At 42.3% G+C, this 26,372-nt stretch carries 23 protein-coding genes and 2 tRNA genes; 16 read left to right on the plus strand and 9 right to left on the minus strand.

From position 1 onward, the window contains the following. The first annotated feature begins 1 nt into the window (after position 1). Together DWW91_RS22015 and rpiA are read left to right on the plus strand one after the other, a co-directional pair. On the plus strand, positions 2 to 871 hold the full coding sequence (locus tag DWW91_RS22015) for a nucleoside phosphorylase (RefSeq protein WP_010800399.1): 870 nt from the start codon (positions 2 to 4) through the stop codon (positions 869 to 871). A gap of 10 nt (positions 872 to 881) precedes the next feature. Further along, positions 882 to 1,577 (plus strand): ribose 5-phosphate isomerase A, encoded by a 696-nt coding sequence (gene rpiA / locus DWW91_RS22020; RefSeq protein WP_007653916.1) that lies wholly within the window; start codon positions 882 to 884, stop codon positions 1,575 to 1,577. On the opposite strand, the gene DWW91_RS22025 is transcribed toward rpiA, so the two are convergent. Both DWW91_RS22025 and DWW91_RS22030 read right to left on the minus strand, forming a co-directional pair. Next, positions 1,567 to 2,313 carry a nitroreductase family protein gene (locus tag DWW91_RS22025; protein ID WP_122328919.1) on the minus strand — a complete coding sequence of 249 codons (747 nt, stop codon included), beginning with the start codon at positions 2,311 to 2,313 and terminating at the stop codon, positions 1,567 to 1,569. The two genes, rpiA and DWW91_RS22025, sit on opposite strands and share 11 nt — an antisense overlap. 27 nt (positions 2,314 to 2,340) lie before the next feature. After that, the gene (locus DWW91_RS22030; RefSeq protein ID WP_122328920.1) at positions 2,341 to 3,525 is read right to left on the minus strand and encodes an AAA family ATPase; all 1,185 of its coding nucleotides are present in this window, start codon (positions 3,523 to 3,525) and stop codon (positions 2,341 to 2,343) included. A gap of 79 nt (positions 3,526 to 3,604) precedes the next feature. Here DWW91_RS22030 and DWW91_RS22035 point away from each other — a divergent pair, with 79 nt between their 5' ends. The 4 genes from DWW91_RS22035 to DWW91_RS22050 all read left to right on the plus strand — a co-directional run bounded on the left by DWW91_RS22035 (position 3,605) and on the right by DWW91_RS22050 (position 8,241). Next, positions 3,605 to 4,726 (plus strand): DUF362 domain-containing protein, encoded by a 1,122-nt coding sequence (locus DWW91_RS22035; protein ID WP_122328954.1) that lies wholly within the window; start codon positions 3,605 to 3,607, stop codon positions 4,724 to 4,726. Between the two features lie 74 nt (positions 4,727 to 4,800). Beyond that, positions 4,801 to 6,192, plus strand: coding sequence for a tRNA uridine-5-carboxymethylaminomethyl(34) synthesis GTPase MnmE (gene mnmE, locus DWW91_RS22040; protein ID WP_199722618.1), 1,392 nt, complete (start codon positions 4,801 to 4,803; stop codon positions 6,190 to 6,192). A 126-nt stretch (positions 6,193 to 6,318) separates the two neighbouring features. Further along, positions 6,319 to 7,350: an alcohol dehydrogenase gene (locus DWW91_RS22045; RefSeq protein ID WP_046147728.1), complete on the plus strand. Its 1,032-nt coding sequence runs from the start codon at positions 6,319 to 6,321 to the stop codon at positions 7,348 to 7,350. 81 nt (positions 7,351 to 7,431) lie between these two features. Further along, complete coding sequence (locus tag DWW91_RS22050) at positions 7,432 to 8,241, plus strand: RNA methyltransferase (protein WP_122328922.1); 810 nt, start codon at positions 7,432 to 7,434, stop codon at positions 8,239 to 8,241. 36 nt (positions 8,242 to 8,277) lie between these two features. Here the strand turns inward: DWW91_RS22050 and DWW91_RS22055 are convergent, their stop codons facing one another. Further along, positions 8,278 to 9,192 (minus strand): hypothetical protein, encoded by a 915-nt coding sequence (locus DWW91_RS22055; protein ID WP_010800425.1) that lies wholly within the window; start codon positions 9,190 to 9,192, stop codon positions 8,278 to 8,280. 220 nt (positions 9,193 to 9,412) lie between these two features. Here DWW91_RS22055 and DWW91_RS22060 point away from each other — a divergent pair, with 220 nt between their 5' ends. Beyond that, positions 9,413 to 9,682: a hypothetical protein gene (locus DWW91_RS22060; protein ID WP_007654037.1), complete on the plus strand. Its 270-nt coding sequence runs from the start codon at positions 9,413 to 9,415 to the stop codon at positions 9,680 to 9,682. Between the two features lie 72 nt (positions 9,683 to 9,754). On the opposite strand, the gene DWW91_RS22065 is transcribed toward DWW91_RS22060, so the two are convergent. Both DWW91_RS22065 and DWW91_RS22070 read right to left on the minus strand, forming a co-directional pair. Beyond that, the gene (locus tag DWW91_RS22065; RefSeq protein WP_046147725.1) at positions 9,755 to 11,656 is read right to left on the minus strand and encodes a DUF2075 domain-containing protein; all 1,902 of its coding nucleotides are present in this window, start codon (positions 11,654 to 11,656) and stop codon (positions 9,755 to 9,757) included. A gap of 12 nt (positions 11,657 to 11,668) precedes the next feature. Further along, entirely contained in the window at positions 11,669 to 13,816 is a 2,148-nt protein-coding gene (locus DWW91_RS22070; RefSeq protein WP_122328923.1) for a DNA/RNA helicase domain-containing protein, read from the minus strand. Positions 13,817 to 13,937: 121 nt separating this feature from the next. On the opposite strand from DWW91_RS22070, the gene DWW91_RS22075 reads away from it, so the two are divergent. The 6 genes from DWW91_RS22075 (at position 13,938) to DWW91_RS22100 (ending at position 19,265) form a co-directional block, all read left to right on the plus strand. Then, positions 13,938 to 14,279 (plus strand): nucleotide pyrophosphohydrolase, encoded by a 342-nt coding sequence (locus DWW91_RS22075; RefSeq protein ID WP_007654043.1) that lies wholly within the window; start codon positions 13,938 to 13,940, stop codon positions 14,277 to 14,279. Positions 14,280 to 14,382: 103 nt separating this feature from the next. After that, entirely contained in the window at positions 14,383 to 15,219 is an 837-nt protein-coding gene (locus tag DWW91_RS22080) for an SDR family NAD(P)-dependent oxidoreductase (RefSeq protein WP_122328924.1), read from the plus strand. A 70-nt stretch (positions 15,220 to 15,289) separates the two neighbouring features. Then, a complete protein-coding gene (locus DWW91_RS22085) occupies positions 15,290 to 15,931 on the plus strand; it encodes a nucleotidyltransferase domain-containing protein (protein ID WP_122328925.1) in 642 nt (213 codons plus the stop codon). A gap of 79 nt (positions 15,932 to 16,010) precedes the next feature. Continuing rightward, a complete protein-coding gene (locus DWW91_RS22090; RefSeq protein WP_007654050.1) occupies positions 16,011 to 16,691 on the plus strand; it encodes a DUF4476 domain-containing protein in 681 nt (226 codons plus the stop codon). Continuing rightward, a complete protein-coding gene (locus tag DWW91_RS22095; RefSeq protein WP_122328926.1) occupies positions 16,688 to 18,313 on the plus strand; it encodes an RluA family pseudouridine synthase in 1,626 nt (541 codons plus the stop codon). The genes DWW91_RS22090 and DWW91_RS22095 overlap by 4 nt, the downstream gene beginning before the upstream one ends. 19 nt (positions 18,314 to 18,332) lie before the next feature. Further along, positions 18,333 to 19,265, plus strand: a complete 933-nt coding sequence (locus DWW91_RS22100) for a GNAT family N-acetyltransferase (RefSeq protein ID WP_122328927.1) — start codon at positions 18,333 to 18,335, stop codon at positions 19,263 to 19,265. Positions 19,266 to 19,326: 61 nt separating this feature from the next. On the opposite strand, the gene DWW91_RS22105 is transcribed toward DWW91_RS22100, so the two are convergent. Further along, positions 19,327 to 19,400: transfer RNA gene (locus tag DWW91_RS22105), tRNA-Pro, on the minus strand. Positions 19,401 to 19,587: 187 nt separating this feature from the next. On the opposite strand from DWW91_RS22105, the gene DWW91_RS22110 reads away from it, so the two are divergent. Beyond that, a tRNA-Phe gene (locus DWW91_RS22110) sits at positions 19,588 to 19,660 on the plus strand. Positions 19,661 to 19,727: 67 nt separating this feature from the next. On the opposite strand, the gene DWW91_RS22115 is transcribed toward DWW91_RS22110, so the two are convergent. The 3 genes from DWW91_RS22115 to DWW91_RS22125 form a co-directional block, all read right to left on the minus strand. Next, a complete protein-coding gene (locus tag DWW91_RS22115) occupies positions 19,728 to 20,675 on the minus strand; it encodes a ketopantoate reductase family protein (RefSeq protein ID WP_122328928.1) in 948 nt (315 codons plus the stop codon). After that, entirely contained in the window at positions 20,672 to 21,520 is an 849-nt protein-coding gene (locus DWW91_RS22120; protein ID WP_122328929.1) for a helix-turn-helix domain-containing protein, read from the minus strand. Before DWW91_RS22120 ends, DWW91_RS22115 begins: the two co-directional genes overlap by 4 nt. Before the next feature lie 86 nt (positions 21,521 to 21,606). Next, positions 21,607 to 24,093 (minus strand): outer membrane beta-barrel family protein, encoded by a 2,487-nt coding sequence (locus DWW91_RS22125; RefSeq protein WP_122328930.1) that lies wholly within the window; start codon positions 24,091 to 24,093, stop codon positions 21,607 to 21,609. A 297-nt stretch (positions 24,094 to 24,390) separates the two neighbouring features. Here DWW91_RS22125 and DWW91_RS22130 point away from each other — a divergent pair, with 297 nt between their 5' ends. Together DWW91_RS22130 and DWW91_RS22135 are read left to right on the plus strand one after the other, a co-directional pair. After that, positions 24,391 to 25,743 (plus strand): MATE family efflux transporter, encoded by a 1,353-nt coding sequence (locus tag DWW91_RS22130; protein WP_122328931.1) that lies wholly within the window; start codon positions 24,391 to 24,393, stop codon positions 25,741 to 25,743. Continuing rightward, positions 25,736 to 26,311 carry a Crp/Fnr family transcriptional regulator gene (locus DWW91_RS22135; RefSeq protein ID WP_010800437.1) on the plus strand — a complete coding sequence of 192 codons (576 nt, stop codon included), beginning with the start codon at positions 25,736 to 25,738 and terminating at the stop codon, positions 26,309 to 26,311. Before DWW91_RS22130 ends, DWW91_RS22135 begins: the two co-directional genes overlap by 8 nt. Positions 26,312 to 26,372 lie beyond the last annotated feature (61 nt).

The following is a 26,372-nucleotide window of genomic DNA, read 5'->3' on the forward strand; positions in this document are numbered from 1 at the left end:
GATGAGAGTCATTCCCGAATCCGAATTAATTATAAATGCAGATGGAAGCGCCTTCCATCTGCATCTTAAGCCGGAGCAGCTGGCAGACAGAGTAGTCCTGGTAGGCGACCCCGACCGGGTGTCAACCGTTGCCTCTTACTTCGACACACAAGAATGCGAAGTATCCAGCCGGGAGTTCCACACTATAACCGGTACCTATAAAGGAAAGCGTATCACAGTTGTATCCCACGGCATCGGAACGGACAATATAGATATTGTACTGAACGAACTGGATGCACTGGCCAATATCGACTTCTCTACCCGTACCGTAAAACCGACATTTAAACAATTGACTTTGGTTCGCGTCGGGACATCGGGAGGTCTGCAACCGTTTGTTCCTGTCGGCACGTACGTTGCCGCTGAAAAATCCATTGGTTTCGATGGTGTCATTTACTTCTATGCAAACACCGAACGTGCCAGGGATACAGCTTTTGAAGCAGCTTTGAAGGAACAATTGGACTGGAAACTTTCCGGCCTTTCTCCTTATGTCGTACCAGCCGATCATTCTCTGATCGAACAAATTACCGGAAACGATATTATCCGTGGTGTGACAATAGCTGCAAACGGATTTTATGGACCGCAGGGCCGTGAACTTCGTCTGCCTCTCGCCGACCCCAAATTGAATGAAAAGATTGAAGCATTCAATTATAATGGAAGGCAAATCACAAACTTCGAGATGGAAAGTTCTTCGCTTGCCGGTCTTGCCGCCCTGATGGGACATCGCGCCATGACAGTCTGCTGCATCATTGCCGGCCGGGTAGACAAGAACATGAACACCAATTATAAAGGTTCATTAACCGGATTGATTGAAACAGTATTAGAACGCATCTGATCAACACATTATGGACTGGGAAAAAACAATCATCGATTCGTTGGAATGGGGTAAAGAGATTTCCAACCGGGAAGAAAAACAAAAAGTAGCCGACAAGATCGCCTCTATGGTAAAAGACGGCGACATTATCGGCGTAGGTTCAGGCTCAACGGCTTATCTGGCATTATTGAAAATAGCCGACCGTATCCGGACCGAACAGTTACATATCCATGCCATTCCTACTTCCCAGGAGATAAAGATGGCTTGTGCCAAACTCGGTATCCCCCTGACAAGCCTGCTTGAACACAAACCGAACTGGACTTTTGACGGAGCGGACGAAATCGATCCCAATCATAATATGATCAAAGGACGTGGCGGTGCCATGTTCAAAGAAAAACTATTGATTAGTTCCAGTCCGCAAACCTTCATTATTGCTGATCCTTCCAAAATGGTTTCGAAGCTGGGTTCCCGTTTCCCCGTTCCGGTAGAAATCTTTCCGGATGCATTGATACATGCGGACCAGGCTCTCCGGTCATTAAGTCCGGTTGACATAAAACTTCGGATGGCACAAGGCAAGGACGGTCCGATTATCACCGAAAACGGGAATCTGATACTCGATGTATGGTTCAACAATATACCCGACAATCTGGAGAATGCAATCAAGTCCATCACTGGTGTGATAGAAAGCGGACTTTTTATGCATTATGAGGTAAAGATCATTTCATAAATCCCTGATCTTTTAAAACCTTCAACAGCACTTCGGAGAAATACTCATTATTCTTTTTCGTATAACGAACATCAGTAAACACCTGTGCCAGTGTTTCCTTATTGTTTTCTTTCACAAACTGTTTATTGACTTCCAGTGCTTCCTTTTCACCATATAATTCGTCTATCATATCCGGAGTATAATCTACATAAGCCTCCTGATGAACCACGGCAGCCAAAGGGAGTCGTTCCACCTGTTCCGGCAACGGCATAGCCGGATAACCGACAGTTACAGTAACGATAGGCACAACGAGGCGGGGTAAAGACAACGCTTCGATAATTTTATCGGCATTATAGGCAGTCGTCCCCAAATAGCAGATACCCAAACCATTCTCTTCAGCCGCATCACAGAAAGCCTGTGCAAACAGCATCGCATCAATAGTAGAGGCGATGAAAGTCTGCAAATTATCAAATCCAGCTTCCGCTTTCCGTTGTTCCGCCCATTTCACAAAACGGTTGGCATCGGCACAGAAAGTCAATACAACCGGAGCCGTCGTAATCATTGGCTGATTAAAATGAGCCGGGGCCAGTTTCTCCTTATTGGACTGGTCACGGGTAACAACCACACTGTATAACTGCATATTACCGGTATTGGAAGCACGGACTGCCACTTCCAGCAATTCATTCAACAACTCTTCGGGAATATCCTGCTCTGTATATTTGCGGATAGTCCTACGATTTTTCATTATATCTATCATAATCTATACTTTATTATAAGAAGTCTATCAATAACAAAGTCCTAACAACCAGATCGGGAGTTTGTTGTTCTGACTTTTGGGTTGACCGTAGATAGCGGCAAACGCATTATCCAACTCTTTGATCCGATCATAATCCATCAACGGATCGCCAACCATAAAAATATATTTGTCGTTTATCAGAAAGTCATTATTCTCAAACAACTCAACCGTTGCAAAATTAGATAACTGATCGACAAAGAAAGTCTCTCCCAATATCACACGGTCATTCACATCCTCTTCGAAAGCCATCAATAAATTGGTATTACCTATATAAGTTTTCTGAAGACGATTCTGAGTCTGCTTTTTAGACTGATAATATCTTATGCAAACCGCATCCGTCAGATAATCAAAATACCGCTTGACATCCGTCCGCTCTAACTTCAACAGAGTAGCCAGGTCGGCTACGTCAGCCACATCGGGTATCTGACCGGAAATAGACATCATTAGCCTTTTAATATCCTTCAATTCCCGATATTCCAATGGATAAAGAGGAGGCAGATCAACATCGACCATCTCTCTCACCCGGTCCTGCAAACGAAATGGAAATGCATCCGGATCATCCCAATAAAACGGATAACAACCATGTTCCAGGTAGTTACGGAAGATAGGAGCAACGACAATCTGGTCGTTCACATTCCTCGATATTTCCACATGGTTTTCCAACAAATCATCCAGAGAAACCGGAGGCAAATCCAAGACACATTCATACGAAAGGTATTCTCTAAACGACATGGCTGCTAATGTATAACAAGACACTTGGTTCTTAAATCCTTTCTTCACTTTTGAAACCGGAAGTAACGAAGAAGAAGCAAAAACAATATTCAGATTCGGACAACGTTCCAACAACTTCCTGGTCTCCGCCATCCAATCGGCATAACGGTGCACGCTGTCCAAAAACAGATGCGTACCTCCCTCCTTATAGAACTGCATAGCCACGTTGACCATTTTTTCCCGTTGAAAAAGAATGCTGTCCAGATTCAAATACAAGGCTTTATCCGAATCATCGAAAGCCTGTTTTATCCGTTGCAGCAACAAGGTTGTTTTCCCGACACCTTGCGAGCCAAAAATTCCAATCAGACGATCATCCCACTGTATCTGTTTATAAAGATATCGCTGAAAATTGCATCTTATCCCCTTCAGTAATTGCTGATGGTTTACTTGGTATATGTCCATAAACTAAACTATTTGATACAAATGTAATACATTATGATAAATAAACATGTAAATTTGCATGACAAAAACCAATAAGAAAATGGACAAATCAAAAGTTTACTTTACTAATCTTCGCACAACTCCATCCAGTAACTTGCTGGATAAAATGGAGCGTCTTGTTAAGCGCGCCGGCATTACAAACATTGATTTTAAGAATCAGTTTGTAGCAATTAAGATTCATTTCGGAGAACCGGGGAACCTGGCTTACATCCGTCCCAATTATGCCGCCCGCATGGCTACTTTGCTTCGTTCATTAGGGGCAAAACCCTTTCTTACAGATTGCAACACATTATATTCCGGCCGCCGTTCGAATGCCGTAGATCATCTGGAGAGCGCCATGGAAAATGGTTTCAACCCTATCTCAGCCAAATGTGAAGTGATTATCGCAGACGGACTAAAAGGGACAGATTACCGCGAAATAGAAATAAACGGTGAATATTGTAAAGCACCAAAGATCGGAGCTGCCATCGTCGATGCAGATATTGTATTGACCATGAACCACTTCAAAGGACATGAACAGACAGGTTTCGGCGGTGCTTTGAAAAACCTGGGCATGGGTTGCGCCTGTGTCGGAGGTAAGCTGGAATTACATTCTGCCTCCCAACCGATCGTAGACCGCGAAAACTGTAAAAGTTGTAATATTTGTGTAAAACATTGCGCTCATGACGCCATTCACCTGGATGGCAGCAAAATAGCAACAATCGACTATGAGAAATGTGTCGGTTGCGGCCAGTGTGTTGCTCTTTGTCAATATGATGCAGCGGTCATGGGTGATGGAGACACATCGGAACGGCTCAACTATAAAATTGCCGAATATTCAAAAGCGGTATTACTCGATAAACCGAATTTCCATATCAGTTTTATCATGAATGTCTCTCCCGAATGCGATTGCTGGAATCATAATGATGCCGCTATCGTTCCCGACTTGGGTATCGCCGCATCATTCGACCCGGTTGCTTTGGATAAAGCCTGTGCCGATATAGTCATCAACGCTCCGATTCTGGAGACCGGCAACCGCCTTTCGGATTCGCCTCATCACGACCATTTGGAAGGATGCGACAAATTCCACATCATGCATCCGGAAACCAACTGGCAGGCCGGACTGGAACATGCCGAAAAAATCGGACTGGGAACTCAGGAATATGAACTAATAACCGTATAACTTAGCTGACAGTTGACAGTTTTGTCACTGGTATCTCTGTCAACTGTCAACTGTCAACTGTCAACTAATATATGATTAATCAAGAAACAATCTGTGCCGTATCGACAGCCCCCGGAGCCGGAGGCGTAGCTGTTATCCGTGTATCCGGCACTGAGGCTATAACAATTTGTGACGCAATCTTCACGCCTAAGATCGATGGAAAGAATCTTCAGAACCAGAAAGCCTATACCTTACGCTACGGTAGTATCCGCCGCGGGGAAGAGTTGATTGACGATGTACTTATCGCCCTCTTTCGCGCTCCTCATTCATTTACAGGAGAAGACACTGTCGAGATTACTTGTCACGGTTCGGTTTATATCCAGCAACAGATCCTTCAGCTACTGATTGAAAAGGGATGCCGTTCTGCACTCCCCGGAGAATATACACAACGTGCTTTCCTGAACGGAAAGATGGACCTGAGCCAGGCAGAAGCTGTAGCCGACCTGATCGCATCCACATCAGCCGGTATGCACAAACTGGCTATTAACCAGATGCGTGGCGGTTTCAGTAATGAATTGACCAAACTGCGCAGTCAACTACTCGATTTCACTTCATTGATCGAGCTGGAACTTGATTTCAGCGAAGAAGACGTCGAGTTCGCCGACCGCACCAATCTGAAGCAACTGGCAACTGGCATCGAACAACTGATCCGCAAACTGGCTGATTCATTCAGTGTCGGAAACGCCATCAAAAACGGTATTCCGGTTGCCATTATCGGAGAGACAAATGCCGGTAAATCAACCTTGCTCAATTTACTCGTCGGTGAGGAACGTGCCATCGTTTCCGACATCCACGGAACAACCCGCGATGTGATAGAAGATACGATCAATCTCTCAGGAGTGACTTTCCGCTTTATCGACACGGCCGGAATCCGCGAAACCAACGATACCATTGAAAGCCTTGGTATCGAACGCACTTTTCAAAAGCTCCGCCAGGCATCCATCGTCCTTTGGGTAATCGACCTGAACACTCCGGCGGAACAGATTGAAGAACTGGCTAAAGTGATTATCCCGAAAGCAGAAGACAAAAAGGTAATCCTTGTTTTCAACAAATCCGACTTGCTTTCGTCCGATGAACTGGAGCTCAAGCAACAATTGCTTAACAATATTCCAGCTGACCGCATATACATTTCCGCCAAACAACAGGAAAATACCGAAGTACTCAAGCAGCATCTGATCCAGGCCGCCGCTTTACCCGAAGTATCTCAAAACGACGTCATCGTCACAAACATCCGCCACTACGAAGCCCTAACAAAAGCCCACGAAGCCATCCTCCGTGTAATCAACGGACTGGAAATGAATATCTCCGGTGACTTCCTAAGCCAGGATATCAGGGAATGTATGCATTATCTTGGAGAAATTACGGGACAGATTAGTAATGATGAAATATTGGGGAATATTTTCGGGAAGTTTTGCATCGGGAAATAGGTAATAATTTCCAACGATTTCCATATATCATCAATAATTATTAAGGCATTCGAAACACATGATTGCAGTTGATGAAATAACTATCTTTGCGGTAGATAGAATCGATTAATTAACAAAGAGATTATTATGCTTGCATACACATATATTGAACAAGGTAAATTTGAATTACGAGACAAACCGGAACCAAAAATTACGGATACACGGGATGCAATCGTACGTGTGACTCTTGGCAGCATCTGCACCAGCGACCTGCATATCAAGCACGGTAGTGTACCGCGTGCAGTACCCGGAACAACAATCGGACATGAGATGGTAGGTGTCGTGGAGGAAGTGGGAACTGATGTCACATCAGTCAGACCCGGCGACAGAGTGACTGTGAATGTCGAAACTTTCTGCGGGGAGTGTTTCTTTTGTCACCACGGATATGTCAATAACTGTACCGATCCCAACGGTGGTTGGGCCTTAGGTTGCCGTATCGACGGCGGACAGGCGAAATATGTCAGAGTACCCTATGCCGATCAAGGGCTGAATCGTATCCCCGATACGGTCAGTGATGAACAGGCTCTGTTTGTCGGTGATGTACTTGCCACTGGTTTCTGGGCAACTCGTATCTCAGAGATTACAGAGAAAGACACTGTCCTCATCATTGGTGCCGGTCCTACCGGTATTTGCACTTTGCTCTGCTCGATGCTGAAGAATCCGAAGCGTATCATTGTTTGTGAAAAGTCTCCCGAGAGGATTCAGTTTGTCCGTGAACATTATCCCGAGGTACGGATAACGACACCTGATAACTGCAAAGAGTTTGTACTCAAAAACAGTGATCACGGCGGAGCTGATGTTGTTCTGGAAGTGGCGGGGACTGAAGATAGCTTCCGGATGGCGTGGGAGTGCGCTCGTCCCAATGCGATAGTCACTATTGTGGCTCTTTACGACAAACCTCTGCTTTTCCCTTTACCTGACATGTATGGTAAGAATTTGATTTTCAAAACAGGTGGAGTAGACGGCTGTGACTGTGCAGAGATTCTCAGACTGATTGAGGAAGGTAAGATAGATACCACTCCTCTTATCACCCACCACTTTCCGTTGAACGAGATAGAGGAGGCATATCGTGTTTTCGAAAACAAACTGGACGGTGTCATCAAAGTCGCTATTTATTAAAGACTTGTTTAATGCCTGTTAAAACGACCTGTTATATGAATAAAACGATTGTATGTCTAACCGAAAGTTATAAATAAGAATATGCCTGTTATCGAAATATCCTCTTTATCTCATCCCGGTGTTGAAATGTTCTGTACCCTCACCGAAGCTCAGTTGCGCAACCGTATCGAGCCTGATAAGGGTATTTTTATCGTAGAAAGTCCAAAGGTTATCACAAGAGCTTTGGACGCAGGCTTTGAACCTTTAGCTATTTTGTGTGAGCATAAACATATCACAGGGGATGCTTCCGAGATCATTGAACGTTGTGGTAATCTGCCTGTCTATACGGGTAGCAGAGAACTACTAGCTACATTGACCGGCTATGTTCTGACACGAGGTGTTCTTTGTGCCATGCGTCGCCCTGCGGTACGCAGTATGGAAGAGGTATGCCGGGAAGCCCGACGCATCGTCGTTATCGACGGAGTTGTTGATACAACCAATATTGGTGCCATTTTCCGTTCAGCAGCTGCCTTTGGAATCGATGCCGTATTACTGACGCGTAACTCTTGTGACCCGTTGAACCGCCGTGCGGTCAGAGTATCGATGGGAACAGTCTTTCTTGTGCCATGGACCTGGATGAATGGTTCTCTCAGTGACTTGGGCAAATTGGGATTTCGTACTGTAGCCATGGCGCTCACGGACAACTCTATTTCCATTGATGATCCGGTCCTGGTAACCGAACCCCAGCTGGCTATCGTGATGGGTACCGAGGGAGACGGACTTCCACCGGAAACAATTGCTGAAGCCGACTACGTAGTCCGTATCCCTATGTCGTCCGGTGTCGATTCACTCAACGTAGCCGCTGCGGCTGCCGTAGCTTTCTGGCAGCTTCGTGCTCCACAATCCCCCTAAGATTACTGTCCTAAACCTTTGTCTGCTTTTAATTCCTCAATCGCATCCACCCAATAATCCCTCTCTCAATAAAATATCTTCTAACTTTCTCCTTGCAACGATAGTCCGGCTATGAACTGTACTAATTTTCATGTTTTTCAGAAATCCTTCACGATATTGAATATCCATAATCTCCTTCATAAAAAAACCGGCACATTGTAATAAAAAAGCATCCCGACAAGCAGGCGCTAAATAACCAATATAATGCAACAAGTCTTTATATGGTAGTTTATCATCATTGAACAGATGCGGATATTTTTTTACAAAAGATAAATCCCGATAATCAACACCTTCTCCTTTAAAATCCATTTTCTCCTTTGAATCAGACAAGCGAAAACGATAAGTTACTTCCGGAATACGTTTTAGTTGCAAACATTCATTAATAGCTTCGCATGTATTGCTACACGGTACCCGTTCTACAGTACCATCAATCTTAAATTTAGAACGACTATAAATTTTAAACCTGATATCCTTAGCCGTATACCGCTCATAAGTATCAATTATATCCAATTGAAGATTAGGTTCCAATTGTAATAGGACATATGTAAAAAGAGGTTCCTGGGTAAAAGATATCTTTTCAATCATAAAAAGAATAGATCCATCATTTTCATCTCTTTTGCCCGCACGTGTTCCCGGCAAAAGATTCAGATGAAAAAAAGTCTCATTCCACCAAAATATAATATCCCTGCTATCCTGAACTTTCTCTTTAAAAAATATTTCTAAGGCTTTTGAATATGAATGTTCTATTCCAAGAAATTGTCCCCTGTAAAGATTTTCATTAACTTCTTCAATTATTTCCGACATGTCTTTTCCTAGATATTGTTCTTTAGAAATATATTTTTCCATTGAAAGAATATGTTGTCTTTCAAACCAGGAGCGACTGCTTTCACTTTTCATTTTCACTGTTTTCATTTTGCTTTTACATTAATTATTTCACTTCAAAGGTAAAAGTTTTTTATGCCTGTCTTATAATATTTCGAAATCTCATTTTCCGAAAAACAGCATCTTCATGGTTACCGTTTACAGCCATAACAAGCTATAAACAAACAAGTTACAAATTAAATACTATATATATAATTTATTTTATTAACTTAGTGTCGGCAATTTATATTAATCACTAAAAAAACATAGCATGAGTCAACCGGATAATAAATCAAAAAGGGCAGTAATTGTATTCAATAAAAAAGGTGAATACGTGGCTGTTATAGCGTCTATCACTCAAGCAGCATTAATACAGGGAGTGAATAAAAAACTCATTTATTACAATTGTATAGGAAAATCTATTATGGTTGGCAACTTTTATTTTCGCTTTTATCTTTCTGAGCTTGGACTGACTCTCAGTGATTTGGATAATCTCACTGTACAGAAATACGATGAATTATATCGGGAAGCAACCGAATAAAAACAAAGTAAACCGTTTTTTTAATGAAAACGGATAGCAGCCAAAGTTCGTTTTCTACTTCTACTCACAGTATCAATCCTTCAACATTAATCGTCTCCTAAAATAATCAGCAACTTCCTTATCCACACAATAAATATAACACCCTTTCATCCCTCTTGACATTAATACCCGGTAAATATTACGAACATATGTATCGAAATTCTTCCTGTCTTTTTTCAATACAGGATCATAGGTGGCGGTTATTTCTGTATCCAAAGAATCCGCAGAGGCATTATATTTCAGATCATTACCAACAATAACACCTATATAATCAAAATCAAAACCCTGGGCCGTATAAATACATCCCACTTGCTTAATGCCATAAGGAGAATAAGCCCATTCATACCAAAAGCAATAACCTTCGGGAAGATGTCTTCGATCCGTTACAGACATATGGGTTTCCCATGGCATGTGAAATGTACCTATTTTAATATCATTATTAATGACCAAACCTGTCTTTTTCGGATCAGACCACTCCCAACAAAACCCAGCCGTCAAACGAGCCTTCATACCCGGTTCACTATTCTTCTCCCTAATAGCCCGATATAATTCAGCTGGATCATCAAATATCCTAAAATCATACTCTTCTGCGGAAAATGAACAGGAAGCCGTCCGGGGATATAACACATCCTCCAACCAATTCAAATAATTATCCGAACCGTTACAACGGAACTGGGATTCCAAAACTATATTTTCAATTTTACAGTGATTGGTTTGTGCACAAGACGTTATCAAACCCGTTTTCCCTATCTCTGAATGACGAATAGCCTGACGATCATCAATGAAAAACACACAGGAGCGAGCTGCACGAATAAGAGTCTCAATCTGAGACAACTCAGTCCAATGATCCTTTTTCGTATACTTATTGTTCGGGCTCAACTCTATCCGGTGGGCCTCATCCACCAGCAACACATCGACTCCATTTTCCATACAGCGAGCCGGTATAAAGTCATTCAAATTATGAAACAATAAATTGGCCTCCTGCCTCCCGACCATACACTTTATAGCTTCCAGCAAAGGTTTCGACTTTGTAGCAAACATTACACGATATCTACCTTTCGCCGACAGTTCTGCCAATACTTTCAAAGCAATGACCGTTTTCCCTGTTCCTGGTCCTCCGTTGACTATCACAACATTCTTCCCGTACCTGTCACTATTACGCAAATATGCTAATATATCATTACGAGCTTCGATCTGCTTCCCTATTAATGACAATTTATCATTTAAAGTCAATATATCACTTATGTTTTCCAATAAATTGACCGAAGGGTACAGCGGACTGAAACAAAACTCATTAAACACGGCTTCTCCGCTTCCATGCGAAAAAAGAGTATGCAATAAACCTGCCAGTTCATCCTTTTCGTTGGCAGCATAAGTCCTGAACTCTTCCTGCAATACATCAAACTTCGGATTAAACAAAACTCCGTCATCGTCTTTCCTTATATAATTAAAGCAATAAGCACACCCCTGTAAATTCAAACTATCCGTACTTACCGCCTCCACAAACGCCTTCAGATATCCATGATAACCTTTCACCTGTTGCGAAGGATGCGCAGCTGTTTGTATTTTTCCTCCGGTATACGCCTCCACAAAATTTCCGGCACTGGATGCAGGAAATATACCATCTTCGCTCCATTGCTTTAATTCAATGTGCATGACATTTTTACCATCCTCCGAATCACACCCGAATATCATACAATCTATCCGACACCCGGAATAAGGGACCATCAATTCAAAGACGAGATATACGTCTTTTATCCTGCCGGCCTTCAACAATTCCTTTATTTTTTGACCACTTGCTTTATAGGAACGTTGCTCTGCCTCACCTACATTTATATTTTGACGGGATGCATTTTCAATCATCAATTGCTGAAAGCGACCCTGCTTTACATCCTGAAAAAAATTCTCAGAAGAAGCGGCATAAAAACTATTCATGGTGGTTTATTTTTATCCGATCAGTTGTTTGATATGTTCACGTGTCTCTTTATCTTTGATATAAAGAAAATTTCCTTTAGTTGCCCGGGTCAATAAAATTCGGTATGTCCCTGTTACCCTTCTAAACAACGCCTCCGAATCCGGAGTCAGCGCAATTAAAGAACGCTTTTTGCCTATTTTGGATTTCACTGATTTTTTAGTAGAGGCAATGGCTGTTTCTTCTATATAGTTCAGGTCCAACATCCACTTCCCGTTTCTCCACACCAAATCTTCCAACCAGAGAACACCGATATATTCATAATCGAAACCACGAACCACATAAGGACACCCGACTTCCGATAACGGATCATCCTGCATCGCATCTCCCCTTCCCAAAATATAATTAGTATAAGATGTGTGATCATTCCAATACTTATAAAAAGTTCTGTTCTCTCGGTCCGGAAGAACAAAATCGCACGATTCAGGAAATACAGCATGCATATCCGGTATATTCTTACTTATCCATTTACGTGAATAGGAAGAGACAATACGAGCATCCATCGTTGTCTGACTAATTTTGTTACGCAACGCATGCTCCATATCACTGGGATAATCAAAAACAGTCATCGGTATTTCCTCTATCCATTGAGACACATTATCAATCTCTTTCCCTTGTAAAACGCTTTCTACCCAATCCACATATTCTTTGGAACCTCCGCAACGGAATTGTATCCCTTCCAAGCTGATAAAATGAACCGTAGCATTAACCATCTTTGCGATGTTCACCAGATCTTCCAACGATGTAGATTCATTATCACGAAACGATTGATCGCCGTCAATAAAAAATACAGAAATACAGCTTGCCTTCATTATATGATAAGCCTGAGGTCCCATTTGGTAACACCATCCGGCAATTTTGTTACCTTGAAATCTTGGAGAAGAAGGGTCTATCAAGGCATGAGCCTCATCGACAATACTCAGAAAATGTTGATCAGGTTTATATGTAATACCAACCGTTTTTTCCAAATAGTCCGTATAGTCTTTCCAGTACATTCTGTTGAGTTCCTTACTGTTATCGGATCTGTGAACAATATATCTGGAATCCAGACGTTCGAATTCATTCTGATATCGCTCTTTCACCTTAGCCCCGTTAAGTCCGGGATTAAAGGCATTTGCCTTTATTATCAGCTTGTCTGCATTATATCTTTTTCCGTGCTCCTTAAAAATATGTGCCCAATTATCGTTTTGTGATGAAGATGTTGTGACATATAGGACGTTATTTTCTGAATCCGGTTTGTTACAAGCATGATATTGCCGGACCGCATCAAACCATAAATTCACAGCCATTGCCGATTTTCCGGAACCTGGAAGGCCTTGTACTATAATGACTTGTTTACTCCTGGAAGTGACCGTCTCCGATAATTTATGTTGTACTTCGGCATATCCTTCCCGCTGTTTTCCTAACAAAACAAAAGGCTTCGCTGTACTTTCCGCAAAATTACGGGCAACCTGCAAAAGAATCTTTTTATCTTGCTTATAATACCCCTTTACAAAGGTTTTAGCAAATTCTTCATCCCCAACAGACAAGCGATCACAAATAAAATGACAAAGATCACCTTTCAACATTGTATCAAATAACAGATATTCTCCTGTCAATTTATCGTTCGGAGCAGATTTATAAGGTTCAAGATTGATTCTCTGGGTGAAAAATACGCAACCGTCCACATTCACATTTTGTTCCAACACTACAGAGTGAAAATGTCTGCAAAATTCAATGTAACCTTTCACCTGGTCCGCAGGATGCTGCTGGCTGGCGCCATGACGGATCATCAACCCTTCAAAACATCCGGGAGTATCCTTGCTGTTTTCCTGCCAGTTCTTCAGTTCTAAAATAATTGCCTGCTTTTCATTCTCCTTATTTCTTCCTATCAGCACCAGATCACACCAGAAAGAAACAGACGGTAGTTTGTATTCCAATGCAACATGAGCATCCGCCAGCCCTTTATTTTGCGCCATTGCCATTGACAAAACAGAAGCCACCTCAGGGAAAGACTGCTTCCAAGCTATTTTTTCTTCCTGACTCACATGCCTGGATATCTGAGATAAATCGTCAATCAACGCATGAATGTTATTAGTCACCCTGTCGCAAAAGTCAGAAACCTTGTATACTCTCGTTGTCATATTTTCTATTTCTTATTACCTACAAATGTAAAAACATATTTAATAAAATAATCACAATCTTTCTATTTACATTACCAGCAATTTCATATCTTCGTTATTCGTAATTTAGAACAGACAGCATATGACTACAAACAATTCTGATATAGAGCTAATAATGAAAGAAATAGTCCGTTTCACCGAGGATAGGGATTGGGATCAGTTCCATAACGGAAAAGACCTGGCTTTGGCATTATCGATAGAGGCATCCGAACTGAACGAAGCATTCCTTTGGAAAAAGCCGGAAGAAGTAAACATTGAAAAGGTAAAAGAAGAATTAGCTGATATCATGAACTACGCATTCCTGATCGCCCATAAATACGACATGGACATCAAAGAAATCATACTGAACAAACTGAAAAGAAATGGTGAAAAGTATCCGGTAAACAAAGCCAAAGGGAGTGCCAAAAAATATAACGAATTATAAAGGAATTGGTTAATAGCCTGACAATATAGAGTTCTTAAAAATACCAATCCGGAATTGCAACTAAACAAGTATTATAAAGACAGATCATAAAAAACTAAACATCATGGCAGATAACTATCTGGAAAGAAAATATCAGGAATATCAGTCTCAAAAATCTTCCGCTACAAAGAGCGGCTACGGCAAGAAAAAAACAACTCCAATCCACAAAATGCGCAGAGTTTTCGTGACAGGAGGTGCTGACGGTATCGGAAAAACAATTGTCAAGGCGTTCCGTATGGCCGGGCACCGTGTAGCTTTTTGTGACTGGAATGAAGAATCAGGAAAAGAAACTGCCGAAAAAACCGGTACCACTTTTTATCACGTAGATATCAACAATAAAGAAGCTCTTGAAAACTGTATGCACCATATCCTGGAAGATTGGAGCGACCTGGATATCATCATCAACAATGCCGGCATCAGTAAATTCGCCTCTCTCACAGAAACCAGCGTGGAAGATTTCGACCAGACTTTATCCGCAAACCTGAGACCGGCATTTATTACCTCCCGTCTGCTCGCTATTCACCGTCAATCACAAACGACACCCAACTCGTACGGCCGGATTATCAACATATCGTCCACTCATTACCCAACAAACAGACTTAGCTGCGAAGCATACGCCGCATCTAGAAGTGGCATATGCTCATTAACACAGACACTTGCCATGTCTTTATCACCTTGTCATACAACGGTTAACTCCATTATTCCGGGTTGGATACAAGCAGACGATTACGACCAGATCGACCCGGAAGCCCATCCCATACCCTTTTCCGGACGAATGGGAAAACCGGAAGATATAACCCGTATCTGTCTGTTCCTTTGTCAGGAAGAAAATGATTTCATTAACGGTGAAAACATAACAATTGATGGCGGAACCACCAGGATATTCCATGACCACCATTGAAAAACAACAACTTTAAACGATTATTCTTTTAAAAGATTGTACCTTTGCCCCAACATAAAATTATATCATTATGAGACTGACACGCAAACAGACAATCTGCGATATTCCTATCCTGAAAATCAGGGATTATTTTGATCACATCAGACCCGCTCTGATATCTCCGGAGATGATAAGCGAACAATTCGACCTCAACAAAGAGAAAACGAAAGAGCTTATCGATGCCTTATTATCCGAAGGATATATCGAAGCTGCCAAGAAGAAAGGGAAGTATCAACTGACCATTAAAGGCCAAGCCCTTTGTGTAGCCCGGTATACAAATCCGCTCAACAAGGAAAAGGCCGATAAACAGTTTAAGGAATTCATGGAACGGGTCGAAGAGATCAACAGTAATGAGTTTTACCTGTATAGAGTCTCCAAAATCGTTTTATTCGGCAGTTATATTGATCCTGAAAAAACAGATTATTCAGACATCGACATTGCGTTTGAACTCTCCCGCAAGGCCAAAAGTCATGAGGAATTCATGGAAATGGATGAGCAAAGAATTAAGGAAGCAGAACTCGCCGGAAAATCTTTCCCTTCCTTCTTCGATCAAATCGGATACACGGAACGTGTCGTACTGCTCAAGATGAAGAATAAATGCCGGTATATCAGCCTCCATCGTATGTATGACGGAATATTGAATATTACGAAAACCAAACAAGTTTATCCCTAAAGAGTAGTCATAATCTGATATTCCTTTATATATTTGTTTTCTACAAACAAACAATATACATATATAAAGTTCGAAGATCATGAAAACAAAAACATTCATAGCACTTGCACTGATCATCAGTTCCATATCCTTTTGTAGTTGCGGAAGTTACATGACCGGCAAAAGTGCTATCATGAAGGTTGAAAAAGGGATGGCTAAAAAAGAAGTCGTCAGTCTGCTCGGTGAACCCGACTTTCGCCGGTTCGATGAACAAGTTGAAGAATGGGAATACAAGAAAACAAATCCGCTGACAGCGGAAACAACCATCATTATAGTCAACTTCATCAACGAAAGGGTGAGCAATATGAACTCATTCGACGGTGATAATTATCCGGTAAACCCTCCGGTCGCCATTTATCCTCCCGGTGATATCGATTACGGAAAACGTCCCCATCCATCCCGCCCGGATGACCACAGAAGACCATCCAGGGCTATAAACGAAAAAGACTTTCAGCAATTATACAACAAGGTCAAACAGAAACCGTTTAAAGACGACCAGCTGGAACTTCTTGAAATGGGGGTTACCAATAAAAATTTCACCTGTAAACAGTGCATACGCCTCATGTCCATCTACACTTTCGATGATGATAAACTGGAAGTATTGGAAATAGTGGCCCCTCATATCGTCGATTCCGAGAATTACGAAGACATCATCAAGTCGCTGAGCTTTCTTTCCAGCGAAGAAAAAGCGAATAAAATATTGCGTCGATCCCAGAAATGAACAAGTTCCATCAGTTACCTTTTCCGGTTACGCATTTTCATTTACCGGAAAAGTTTACTTATCCATTCCATTACACACCTCATCCTTTATGCGTAGCGGCAGCAGCCGAGGTACAAAAATATCTGCAAAACAAGGATGAATGGAAAAGTGATCTGGAGCAGGGGAAGATGTTCGGTGTCCTGATCGTACAAACCCAGACAGGAGAGACCGGCTATCTGGCCGCTTTTTCCGGTATTCTGGCGGGAAAAAATCTACATGATTATTTCGTCCCTCCCATTTACGACCTTCAACAACCGAACGGTTTCTTCCGGATCGAAGAAGATCAGATATCTGCTATCAACGCGCGCATCAAAAAGGCTCAGACGGATAAAAGCTATCTGGCAACCAAGACACTACTGTCAGAAACAATCGACCAGGCAGAAAAAGCAATCAGTACAGCCAAAGAAGAGCTGAAAGAGGCCCAACAAAAACGAGAAGAAAGGCGCAAGCATACCTCCGACGAAAACGAACTGGCAAACATGATACGTGAAAGCCAGTTTCAAAAGGCTGAATTAAAACGGCTAAAAAAACAATGGGATGAACGTATTTCCGCCATACGATCAGAAGCAGAGACATTAGACCAGGCGATAGAGCAGCTGAAAACAGAACGTAAAACCCGCTCAGCCGCTTTACAGCAGCAACTTTTCGAGCAGTTTCGGATACTTAATGGGAAAGGAGAGACGAAAGACTTATGTGAAATTTTCAAAGAGACTACACAACAGGTTCCTCCTGCCGGAGCCGGAGAATGTGCAGCACCCAAATTGCTACAATATGCCTACCTCCATTGCCTGAAACCTGTTGCTATGGCAGAGTTCTGGTGGGGTAATTCGCCTAAAAGAGAAATACGCCATCATGGATATTTCTATCCGGCTTGCAAAGGGAAATGCGAACCGATTTTAAAGCACATGCTGCAAGGATTGAATGTAGAAGAAAATCCGCTATTAAACGACTTGCATCGTGACACAGAACTTGAAATCCTGTTCGAAGATAACTGGCTGGTAGCAATTAACAAACCTGCCGGAATGTTATCTGTTCCGGGCAAAGCGGATATAGACTCTGTCTACCATCGACTAGAAGCACGTTATCCCGAAGCAACAGGACCTATGATAGTACACCGCCTGGATATGGCAACCTCCGGCATATTACTGGTTGCCAAAACAAAAGAAGTACATCAGAACTTACAGGCACAGTTCAAGAGCCGAATGGTAAAAAAGCGTTATGCCGCGTTGCTTGACGGAACAGTCATACCCAAAGAAGGCATTATCGACCTTCCCCTCTGCCTCGACCCTATGGATCGTCCCCGGCAGATTGTGAGTACGGAACATGGCAAACCAGCCATTACCCAATATAAGGTTCTTGCCCACAACGGAAATCGGACACGCATTGCTTTCTATCCGCTTACAGGACGGACGCACCAGTTGCGTGTACATGCTTCCCACCCACTAGGCCTCAATGCTCCTATTATCGGTGACGAATTATATGGCAAAGGAGCCGACCGCCTTTACCTGCATGCGGAGTTCCTTGAATTCCGGCATCCGGTATCAGGCCAAATCATCCGGATAGAGAAAAAGGCTGGATTTTAAATTCTAAAACAGGACAATCATGAAAGAAAAGCAACAACAAACAATGTATGAAGCTGCTTCCATAAGAGATTACGACGAACTAATCCAGCTATGGGAAGCATCTGTACGCAGCACTCATCATTTCCTGACGGAAGATGATATCCAATATTACAAACCTCTGATAAGAAACGAGTATTTCCGTGCAGTAGAACTCTACATTATAAGAGACAGAAAAACAGAACAAATCACCGCCTTTATGGGATTAAGCGACGAACTGATCGAAATGCTTTTTGTTCATCCTGCACAGCAAGGAAAAGGCTTGGGAAAAACATTGCTTGAATATGCCATACGGGAAAAGAAGATGCAGAAGGTAGATGAAAACGAGCAAAATACCCAAGCCCTGCATTTTTACCAGAACAGAGGATTCGAGGTCATAGCGCGGGATGCTATCGACGGACAGGGAAAAGCTTATCCAATCCTGCATATGCAGTTAAAACCGGTCCGCCTGAGAAAAGCTGAAGCAGGCGATCTTCCGGAACTTCACTCCGTCTTCGAGCAAAGTGTAAGAAATAATTGTAAAAAAGATTATACGCCCGAACAAATCGAAGCCTGGGTACAACGTGCCTCTCCTGAACGTTGGCAGGAATTATTCACAAGCGGCCTGCAATTTATCGTCGCAGAAGAAACAAAATCTTTCCGGATAACAGGATTCACTTCTTTTAATAGCCAAGGATATTTACACAGTATGTTCATACTACCCCAATTCTGTGGTAAAGGTATTGCCACCATGTTATTGGATTTTGCAGAAGATTTTGCACGAAACAATCATATACCCAACCTCTTTTCAGAAGTGAGTTTTACCGCCCGTCCTTTTTTCGAAAAACGAGGGTTCATCGTAGAACAGGAACAGCTTGTCAAAGTAAATAATGTTGAAATGGATAATTTCCGGATGCGGAAGTCCTTATATATATAATGTACGTATAAAGGATATCAAAAAAAGAGGTAAATCATTTCTGATTTACCTCTTTTTGTAGTCGGGATGAGAAGACTCGAACTTCCGACCTCCACGTCCCGAACGTGGCGCGCTAGCCAACTGTGCTACATCCCGTTTTTGATTACGGCTGCAAAGGTACAACTATTTTTGAATCCGCAAACACTTTCGATGTTTTTTTTCAAAAAAATATTGCATTCACCCCTTCAATTTCTTCAAATGCATTTTTTTCGACATTTTTTTCATGAAACATTTGGAATGTATCATATTTTCCCTACCTTTGCACCCGTTAAACAAAACAAACGGTACCATAGCTCAGTTGGTAGAGCAAAGGACTGAAAATCCTTGTGTCCCCGGTTCGATTCCTGGTGGTACCACTGAAAATCAAGCAGCTACTTTAAAAGTAGCTGCTTTTTTTATTTTCTGAGACGAAATACTTATTATTTATATTGTCTCTTTTAATTTGGCTAAATGAGGAGTGGCAATATCGTATTTTATCCCATAGGCTATTATATCTTCAATCATTTGCCGTACCTCTTTAGGAGAATGACTCACATGACCGTCAAACATAAGTTGTAAAGCCTCGTTGCCATATACCTTCCTGGTAATCGGAACACTTAGAAACAAAGGCAATTGATACAATTTATTTGCTTTCTCTTCCTTGGCATCATATCCACGCTTCAAGCAAATAGAAAAACCCTCACGAATGGCGCGAATAGTAGTTCGAATAGTAGCGGAGTCATTCACAAACCTGGCTGCACCGCCTGCACTCAATATTCCGGCAGTCAATCCCGCCGCCGCAGCGTAATGGGTAATTATCCAAAGTAATATCTGTCGGGACAGGACAGGTTTCAGATGTGCTTCGTCCAACGCCTGAACCATTTTCCGCACACGGGGAGTCATCTCTCCATCCACCTCCCCGATGGGAGTATGGGAATATTTCATACCCGAAATAACACAACGTATTTCGTTCGCCTCTCTTCCACCTCCTACCATGAATGGAAAGCCGAAGAAATACTGTTCAGGTTTCAGAAAACAGGCAATCTCATCAAAGCAATCCCAATTATTCTGAAAGAACATCACATGTGCTTTGCCGGCGGACACACCTAAAACCGGCAACACATCCGGTAGTTGTATCTTATTCGTTGCCACAATTATGTATTCAAAATCATTCCGTGCATCCAGTCCGTCAACCACATGAGGACGAAAGACTGTATCAACCGTATTCTTTATACCGCTCCTAAAATCCTGACAAATAATATGAATGCCTTGTTCATCTATCAATTGTTTCTGTTCCTTCCGGACAAGTAACGTAACATCGTGTCCGGCCTTTGCCAATTGCCAGCCATACGTACAACCTATTACTCCGGCACCATAAATCAATATCTTCATAATCTATTACTTTTAGTTTCCCGTTCTCCATTGATAAAAACAGAATTGAATAAAGAAAGATATTCCGAATAAGGATCACAAATAGAAAGATATTCCTTTGGAGTATACCCCATAAAGGTTTTGAAATCTTTTATCAGATGCGATTTATCACAATATCCCCAATCATAAGCCAACTGGTTCAAACGAATTTGCGAACCAGCATGTAAACAATGTAAAGCATTCCGGAAACGTGCTATTTGCAAAAACTCTTTCGGATTTAAACCTGTATATTCAGCAAATACCCGTTTGAATTGCTTATATCCGAGACAAGCAGACTGAGAAAGCTCCGTAATGTCCTGCTGTCCGTTATGAATAGACTGAACAACCGCATTCATTCTGGCAAACCGCTCGGAAGTAAAACCGTATAACTTTTTTAACAGATATTGTTCTATCAGATATACACATTGGTTATTATCCTCCGTTTCCATTATCCATTTCTCCAATTCAATCAAAGAAGCATCTCCCAATAACTCTACATCAACATTCTTATCCCGCAAATTATTCATAGGAATCCCTAATACAACCCGTGCTGCGACCGGCTGGAATACAACCATAACCAGATTGAGATTACCGGAATAAACAACATCAGTGTACGAAACAGATTGTCCACACAAACTGGAACGAGGCTGCATCTCCTGATGCAAAGTTGAATAGATTTTGTCACCCCGGTGGAACGCAAGCACAGCACAACCAGATGGCACATAACGCTGCGAACTTCGTTCCGCGTTATCAATCGCCAAAAACCAATACTGTTTCACGTATGGCCTTAACAGCTTGGACGGTTGTACTAGCCGAAATTTTTCCATTTTGCTTTATTCTGCCAGCAAAAATAATCCATCTTTACTGGAAAGCGGTGTAAAAAAAGGACTTTGTTATTGATTCAGACACACTTTCATTCCATATCAAACATATCCGGTTCTTCGCTTCTGCTCTTGCTTTTATCTTTTTTCTTGTTCATGTTGCCGAAGTTGTAAGTCAACGTGAAACCTACACGTCTTCCGCCACGCCAGTTCTCAGAGTCCTGCCAGAAACCGTCGCCGGCTGTAACGGTACGGAATTTACGGGAATCCAACAAGTCACGGGCATTAATGCTCAAGGTCAGTTTATCGCTCAGGAAAGATTTACGCAAGCCCAGGTCGACCGAGTAGTTCGGTTCGCGATGTCCCTGTGCCATCAACTGTTTGGAATTATAATTACCGGTCCCCTGCAAAGAGACACCCCAGGGAAGGCTTAAGTTGGCAATCATACGGACGTTCCAGGCAAAACTCTCATCCGTATCTCCGATAACCGGTGTTTCCACACCTTGCGGCAGATAACTGAAACCATCCAATTTAGAATAATAGAGGTTGACTGTCGTTGTCAAGTCGAGTATCTTGAATAATTTATCCTTCCCTACGATTTCCAAACCGCTGGCCTGAGATTTTGCCACATTCTCACTGGTGGTATACATTACGTTGTCTTCCGTATTCAGAAAACGGATACGCTGGATTACATCATCTGTCGAACGATAGTAACCGGATAAAGACAAAGTATGTCCCGATTCCCAACTTTTGATATAATTCAATTCAAATGAGTGAGAATACTCCGGTGTCAACTCCGGATTACCGAAAGAGATATTGGAAGCATCGGATATATTACGGAAAGAGTTCAATTGTCCTCCCCACGGACGACGCAGACGGCGGGTATAATTCACCTGCAACTCATTGTTTTTCGGTAAAGCATAAGAAATAAACGCACTCGGAAAAAGTTTAAAATAGTCTTTCTCAAACGTCTCGGAAGCTTTACCGTTAAACTCCTGGTCGAAATCAAGCGAACGGGTATCCACCCGCCAGTACTCACCGCGCAGACCGGCCTGGTAACTTAATTTATTCCATTTTCCGCCGTATGTCATGTAAAGAGCATGTACATCCTGATTATAAAGGAAACGGTTATAGAGCGACTCGTCCTGTCGGATATCTTCGGCTGTCGTTCCGGTATAGGTATCAACCGGACTGGCATTCCGCTGAAAAGTACCCTTATAGCCGGCTTCGATGCGGGCCATATCGGATATTTTATTGGTGTAGTCGGCCTGGACTTCCCAGGTCTTATCCTTTATATCATTCTCCTGAGTCTGATAAAGAGGATTAGCGGTTTGAGAAGGGTCTGTATAGACAGTCGATTGCCGGAAAATATTCATTCCGTCCCGTCTCCACTGGTTATTGCTGACCATCAGGTCGATGTTACTGTTTTCCGAGAACTTATGAACATAATTCAGTTCCAGATTATACATTTTCATATCCGAATCACCATTGGTTATACGATCGCTGGTGTAGATTGTATTCTTCTGACTGTCGATAGAGTTATAATGGATATTCTCACTATTGTCTCCACCGCCGGTCATACCGGTTACATTGAATGCCAGGTCATCGCTTTTAGTGATATGCCAGGTGACGCCAAAACGTCCGAACCAGTTATTATGCTGTCGTTTGGAGTCGTTGGTCTGGTCGAGAAAACTGTTGTCCGTCGTATTCAGACGACTGGTGATGCCTCCTCCTTTAAACTCACGGTTACGGTAATTCAGATTAGCATAAGCATCCACTTTACTACTGCTGTAATTGATGTTGCCACTTGCCTGATACCCTCCGTCCGTATCGGCTCCGACTTTCACGCTTCCGTAATAACCAGGTTTCCGGTCATCCTTCAATATAATATTGATAATACCGGCTGTACCCTCAGGGCTATATCTGGCAGAAGGGTTGGTAATAACTTCTACCTGCTTGATATCTCCGGCCGGCATCATATCCAGAATATCCGCCTGGTTATCAGCCGTTAGACCCGATGCTTTACCATTAATCCAAATCGTTACACTGGAGTTTCCTCGCAACGATACTGAGCCTTCATTATCAACCTCCACGGAAGGAATGTTGGATAACAAGTCGCTTGCCGAACCACCTTCGGCCGCAATATCCTGCGTCGCATCAAAGACTTTCCTGTCAATCTCGAACCGCATCTGAGGCCGTTTCGCCACCACTTCCACTTCTCCCAATTGATTGGCATCTTCTGCCAGTGTCAACTCTCCCAGACTCAAAATCTGGTTATCGCTGCTGATAGAAATATTTTTAGATACTTCTTCATAGCCGATATAAGAAAAAGTAACTACATATTCCCCTTTCTTCAATCCGCCGATCATATAATTTCCGTCACTCCCGGTAACGGAACCCTGCACTATCTTATCCGAACCTTTTGCCTTAACCTGCACTGTAACAAACTCCAACGGTCCACCCAGTTCGCCGTCCATTACAATACCTTTAATCTTTCCATCCGTTTCATTTGCAAACATGTCCGGAGCAAAACACAAAAGCATTCCGGCCAGCACAATACTCATCTTCTTCTTCATCATAGTCCAAATATCTATCTATTCCAATTTTTTGTCGCTTTGTTTGACTGGTTACTAACGGAATAGTTTATTCAGAACAATAAAAAAATAAGCAAATATACCTTAATAAAAAACACTTTCACTGGTTTGAAATTGATTATCATCACCAGTAGATATTCAGAAGCAAGCACACATTTAAAAACGAATATTTTTCAATCTACAATATAATATTTTATCTATTTTCATTTATTACCAATTGGTAAGTTCATCCGGAGGTTAAAGGCCTACCTTTGCGGGCGTTATTATTAAAAACCAATTGATATGCAGAGGGATAGCCTTGATTTCAAAAGCATGAGCGTAGGAAAACTATTTACCAAATTACTGGTTCCTACCATTATGGGGATGGCCGCATCGGCACTATTTACCGTTGTAGACGGTATTTTCGTCGGGAACGGGATTGGGAGTGATGCTATGGCAGCGGTCAATATATCCGCCCCTATTTTTATGATTATTACCGGAGTCGGATTGATGTTCGGCATGGGAGGCGGGATACTCACTTCCATCAACTTGTCGCAGGGTAAAAAGAAAGTTGCAAATATTAATTTTACCCAGTCGGTCATCGCATTGGTATTCATCAGCCTCGTTATGACGTTGTTGCTAACGATATTTCCGCATAAGATAGCCACCCTTTTCGGCTCCGATGAATACCTGATGGATATGGTGGTTGAATATTTATTCTGGTTTTCCATCAGCCTGCCATTTACGGTACTGGTGGTTGCCCTTCCGTTTTTTATCCGGCTGACGAATCCCAAGATATCCATGTGGGCAATGCTGGCTGCTACCGTTGTGAATATTATTCTCGACTATTTGTTTATTTTTGTTTTCAAATGGGGATTGTTCGGGGCAGCGATTGCAACAGATATAGGTGAGTTTGTTGGTGCCGCCATTATGATTATCTATCTGTTCCGGCATTCGATAGCCATACGGTTCGTGTGGTTGAAACTGAGTGTCAAGAGTTTGCTGTTGACGCTCCGGAATGTAGGTTATATGATTAAGCTCGGCTTTTCCGTATTCCTTAGTGAGATAACGATATCCGTTATGATTATTTCCGGCAACTATGTTTTTATGGATTATATGGGAGCCGACGGCGTAGCGGCTTACAGTGTCATTTGCTACCTGTTCCCAATCATATTCATGGTTTTCAACGCAACCGTACAGTCCGCACAGCCGATTATCAGTTATAACTACGGATGCGGACAGATGAAACGTTCGGATAACGCTTTACGTTTATCCATGCTTTTCACTTTGGCATTCGCATTCAGTATCATGCTCCTGTTTATATGTTTTACCCGAAGCATCGTTACTCTTTTCATTCCCGATACAGCCAGTGCGGCATGGGGATATGCAGTAGCCGGCTTACCGCTGTTTGCTACCGATTACCTGTTTTTCGGTATCAACATCATTATAATCGGTTATTATACCAGTATCGAACGGTTACGGCGTGCGATATCACTGACAGTTTTACGGGGAATATTGCCTGTCGTATTCTTTTTCACATTACCTTTACTACTGGATGTCAATGATATATGGCTGGCAGTAGCAGCAGGGGATATTACCACGACAGTTGTTATCGTCATTTTATTAATTGTTGATAAAGTACGCAAGAATGGATAAATTAATTGAAGAAATAGACTACCGGTGTAACCTAAGCGATACGGAAATGACATTGCTCCGGCAGACACTCCGTATCCTGCATTTCCCTAAAGGCAGTATTGTCATTGGGGAAGGCAAGACGGACGATTCCATCTATTTTCTGGACAAAGGTGTATGGAGAGCCTACATCGAAGAAGAAGGCGAACAGCAAACCCTTTGGTTTGCTATCCCCGGGGAGACCATATTCTCTTCCTGGGGATATTTCCGCGGACATCCTTCACGTTACACAATCTGTTCGTCGAGTGACAGTATTGCCATCGAAATGAGAAACAGCACAATACAAAAACTGTCGGAGTCTTCGCCGGCTTTTCTGAAATGGATACAAGGTCTTCTGATGGATATACTCGTTAATGAAGATGATGTTCTGGTCGATATATCCAGTCCGAAAGCGGAAAAGCGTTACCTGGCTTTCATCAAAAAGATGCCGGAGTTGTTTAATAGCGTTCCTTTGAAAGAGATAGCCGGATACATCGGTGTAACTCCCCAGTCACTCAGCCGCATCCGGGCCGGGCTGAACAAAAACAAATAGAAAAGAAAGTAACCTTAACAGCCAACGTTTTAACAGACATTAGCTGTTAAGGTTATTTCAT

Source organism: Parabacteroides sp. AF17-3, from assembly GCF_003635445.1.
Lineage (GTDB): Bacteria > Bacteroidota > Bacteroidia > Bacteroidales > Tannerellaceae > Parabacteroides > Parabacteroides goldsteinii.

Excerpts from the sequence above, each read along its gene's own strand:
- DWW91_RS22050 (WP_122328922.1), top strand. The coding sequence starts at position 7,432 with ATGCCTGTTATCGAAATATCCTCTTTATCTCATCCCGGTGTTGAAATG.
- DWW91_RS22135 (WP_010800437.1), top strand. The coding sequence starts at position 25,736 with ATGGATAAATTAATTGAAGAAATAGACTACCGGTGTAACCTAAGCGAT.
- DWW91_RS22025 (WP_122328919.1), bottom strand. The coding sequence starts at position 2,313 with ATGATAGATATAATGAAAAATCGTAGGACTATCCGCAAATATACAGAG.
- DWW91_RS22070 (WP_122328923.1), bottom strand. The coding sequence starts at position 13,816 with ATGACAACGAGAGTATACAAGGTTTCTGACTTTTGCGACAGGGTGACT.
- DWW91_RS22015 (WP_010800399.1), top strand. The coding sequence starts at position 2 with ATGAGAGTCATTCCCGAATCCGAATTAATTATAAATGCAGATGGAAGC.
- DWW91_RS22055 (WP_010800425.1), bottom strand. The coding sequence starts at position 9,192 with ATGAAAACAGTGAAAATGAAAAGTGAAAGCAGTCGCTCCTGGTTTGAA.
- DWW91_RS22090 (WP_007654050.1), top strand. The coding sequence starts at position 16,011 with ATGAAAACAAAAACATTCATAGCACTTGCACTGATCATCAGTTCCATA.
- DWW91_RS22035 (WP_122328954.1), top strand. The coding sequence starts at position 3,605 with ATGGACAAATCAAAAGTTTACTTTACTAATCTTCGCACAACTCCATCC.
- DWW91_RS22120 (WP_122328929.1), bottom strand. The coding sequence starts at position 21,520 with ATGGAAAAATTTCGGCTAGTACAACCGTCCAAGCTGTTAAGGCCATAC.
- DWW91_RS22030 (WP_122328920.1), bottom strand. The coding sequence starts at position 3,525 with ATGGACATATACCAAGTAAACCATCAGCAATTACTGAAGGGGATAAGA.
- rpiA (WP_007653916.1), top strand. The coding sequence starts at position 882 with ATGGACTGGGAAAAAACAATCATCGATTCGTTGGAATGGGGTAAAGAG.
- DWW91_RS22095 (WP_122328926.1), top strand. The coding sequence starts at position 16,688 with ATGAACAAGTTCCATCAGTTACCTTTTCCGGTTACGCATTTTCATTTA.
- DWW91_RS22125 (WP_122328930.1), bottom strand. The coding sequence starts at position 24,093 with ATGATGAAGAAGAAGATGAGTATTGTGCTGGCCGGAATGCTTTTGTGT.
- DWW91_RS22075 (WP_007654043.1), top strand. The coding sequence starts at position 13,938 with ATGACTACAAACAATTCTGATATAGAGCTAATAATGAAAGAAATAGTC.
- DWW91_RS22100 (WP_122328927.1), top strand. The coding sequence starts at position 18,333 with ATGAAAGAAAAGCAACAACAAACAATGTATGAAGCTGCTTCCATAAGA.
- DWW91_RS22060 (WP_007654037.1), top strand. The coding sequence starts at position 9,413 with ATGAGTCAACCGGATAATAAATCAAAAAGGGCAGTAATTGTATTCAAT.
- DWW91_RS22045 (WP_046147728.1), top strand. The coding sequence starts at position 6,319 with ATGCTTGCATACACATATATTGAACAAGGTAAATTTGAATTACGAGAC.
- DWW91_RS22085 (WP_122328925.1), top strand. The coding sequence starts at position 15,290 with ATGAGACTGACACGCAAACAGACAATCTGCGATATTCCTATCCTGAAA.
- DWW91_RS22080 (WP_122328924.1), top strand. The coding sequence starts at position 14,383 with ATGGCAGATAACTATCTGGAAAGAAAATATCAGGAATATCAGTCTCAA.
- DWW91_RS22065 (WP_046147725.1), bottom strand. The coding sequence starts at position 11,656 with ATGAATAGTTTTTATGCCGCTTCTTCTGAGAATTTTTTTCAGGATGTA.
- DWW91_RS22130 (WP_122328931.1), top strand. The coding sequence starts at position 24,391 with ATGCAGAGGGATAGCCTTGATTTCAAAAGCATGAGCGTAGGAAAACTA.
- DWW91_RS22115 (WP_122328928.1), bottom strand. The coding sequence starts at position 20,675 with ATGAAGATATTGATTTATGGTGCCGGAGTAATAGGTTGTACGTATGGC.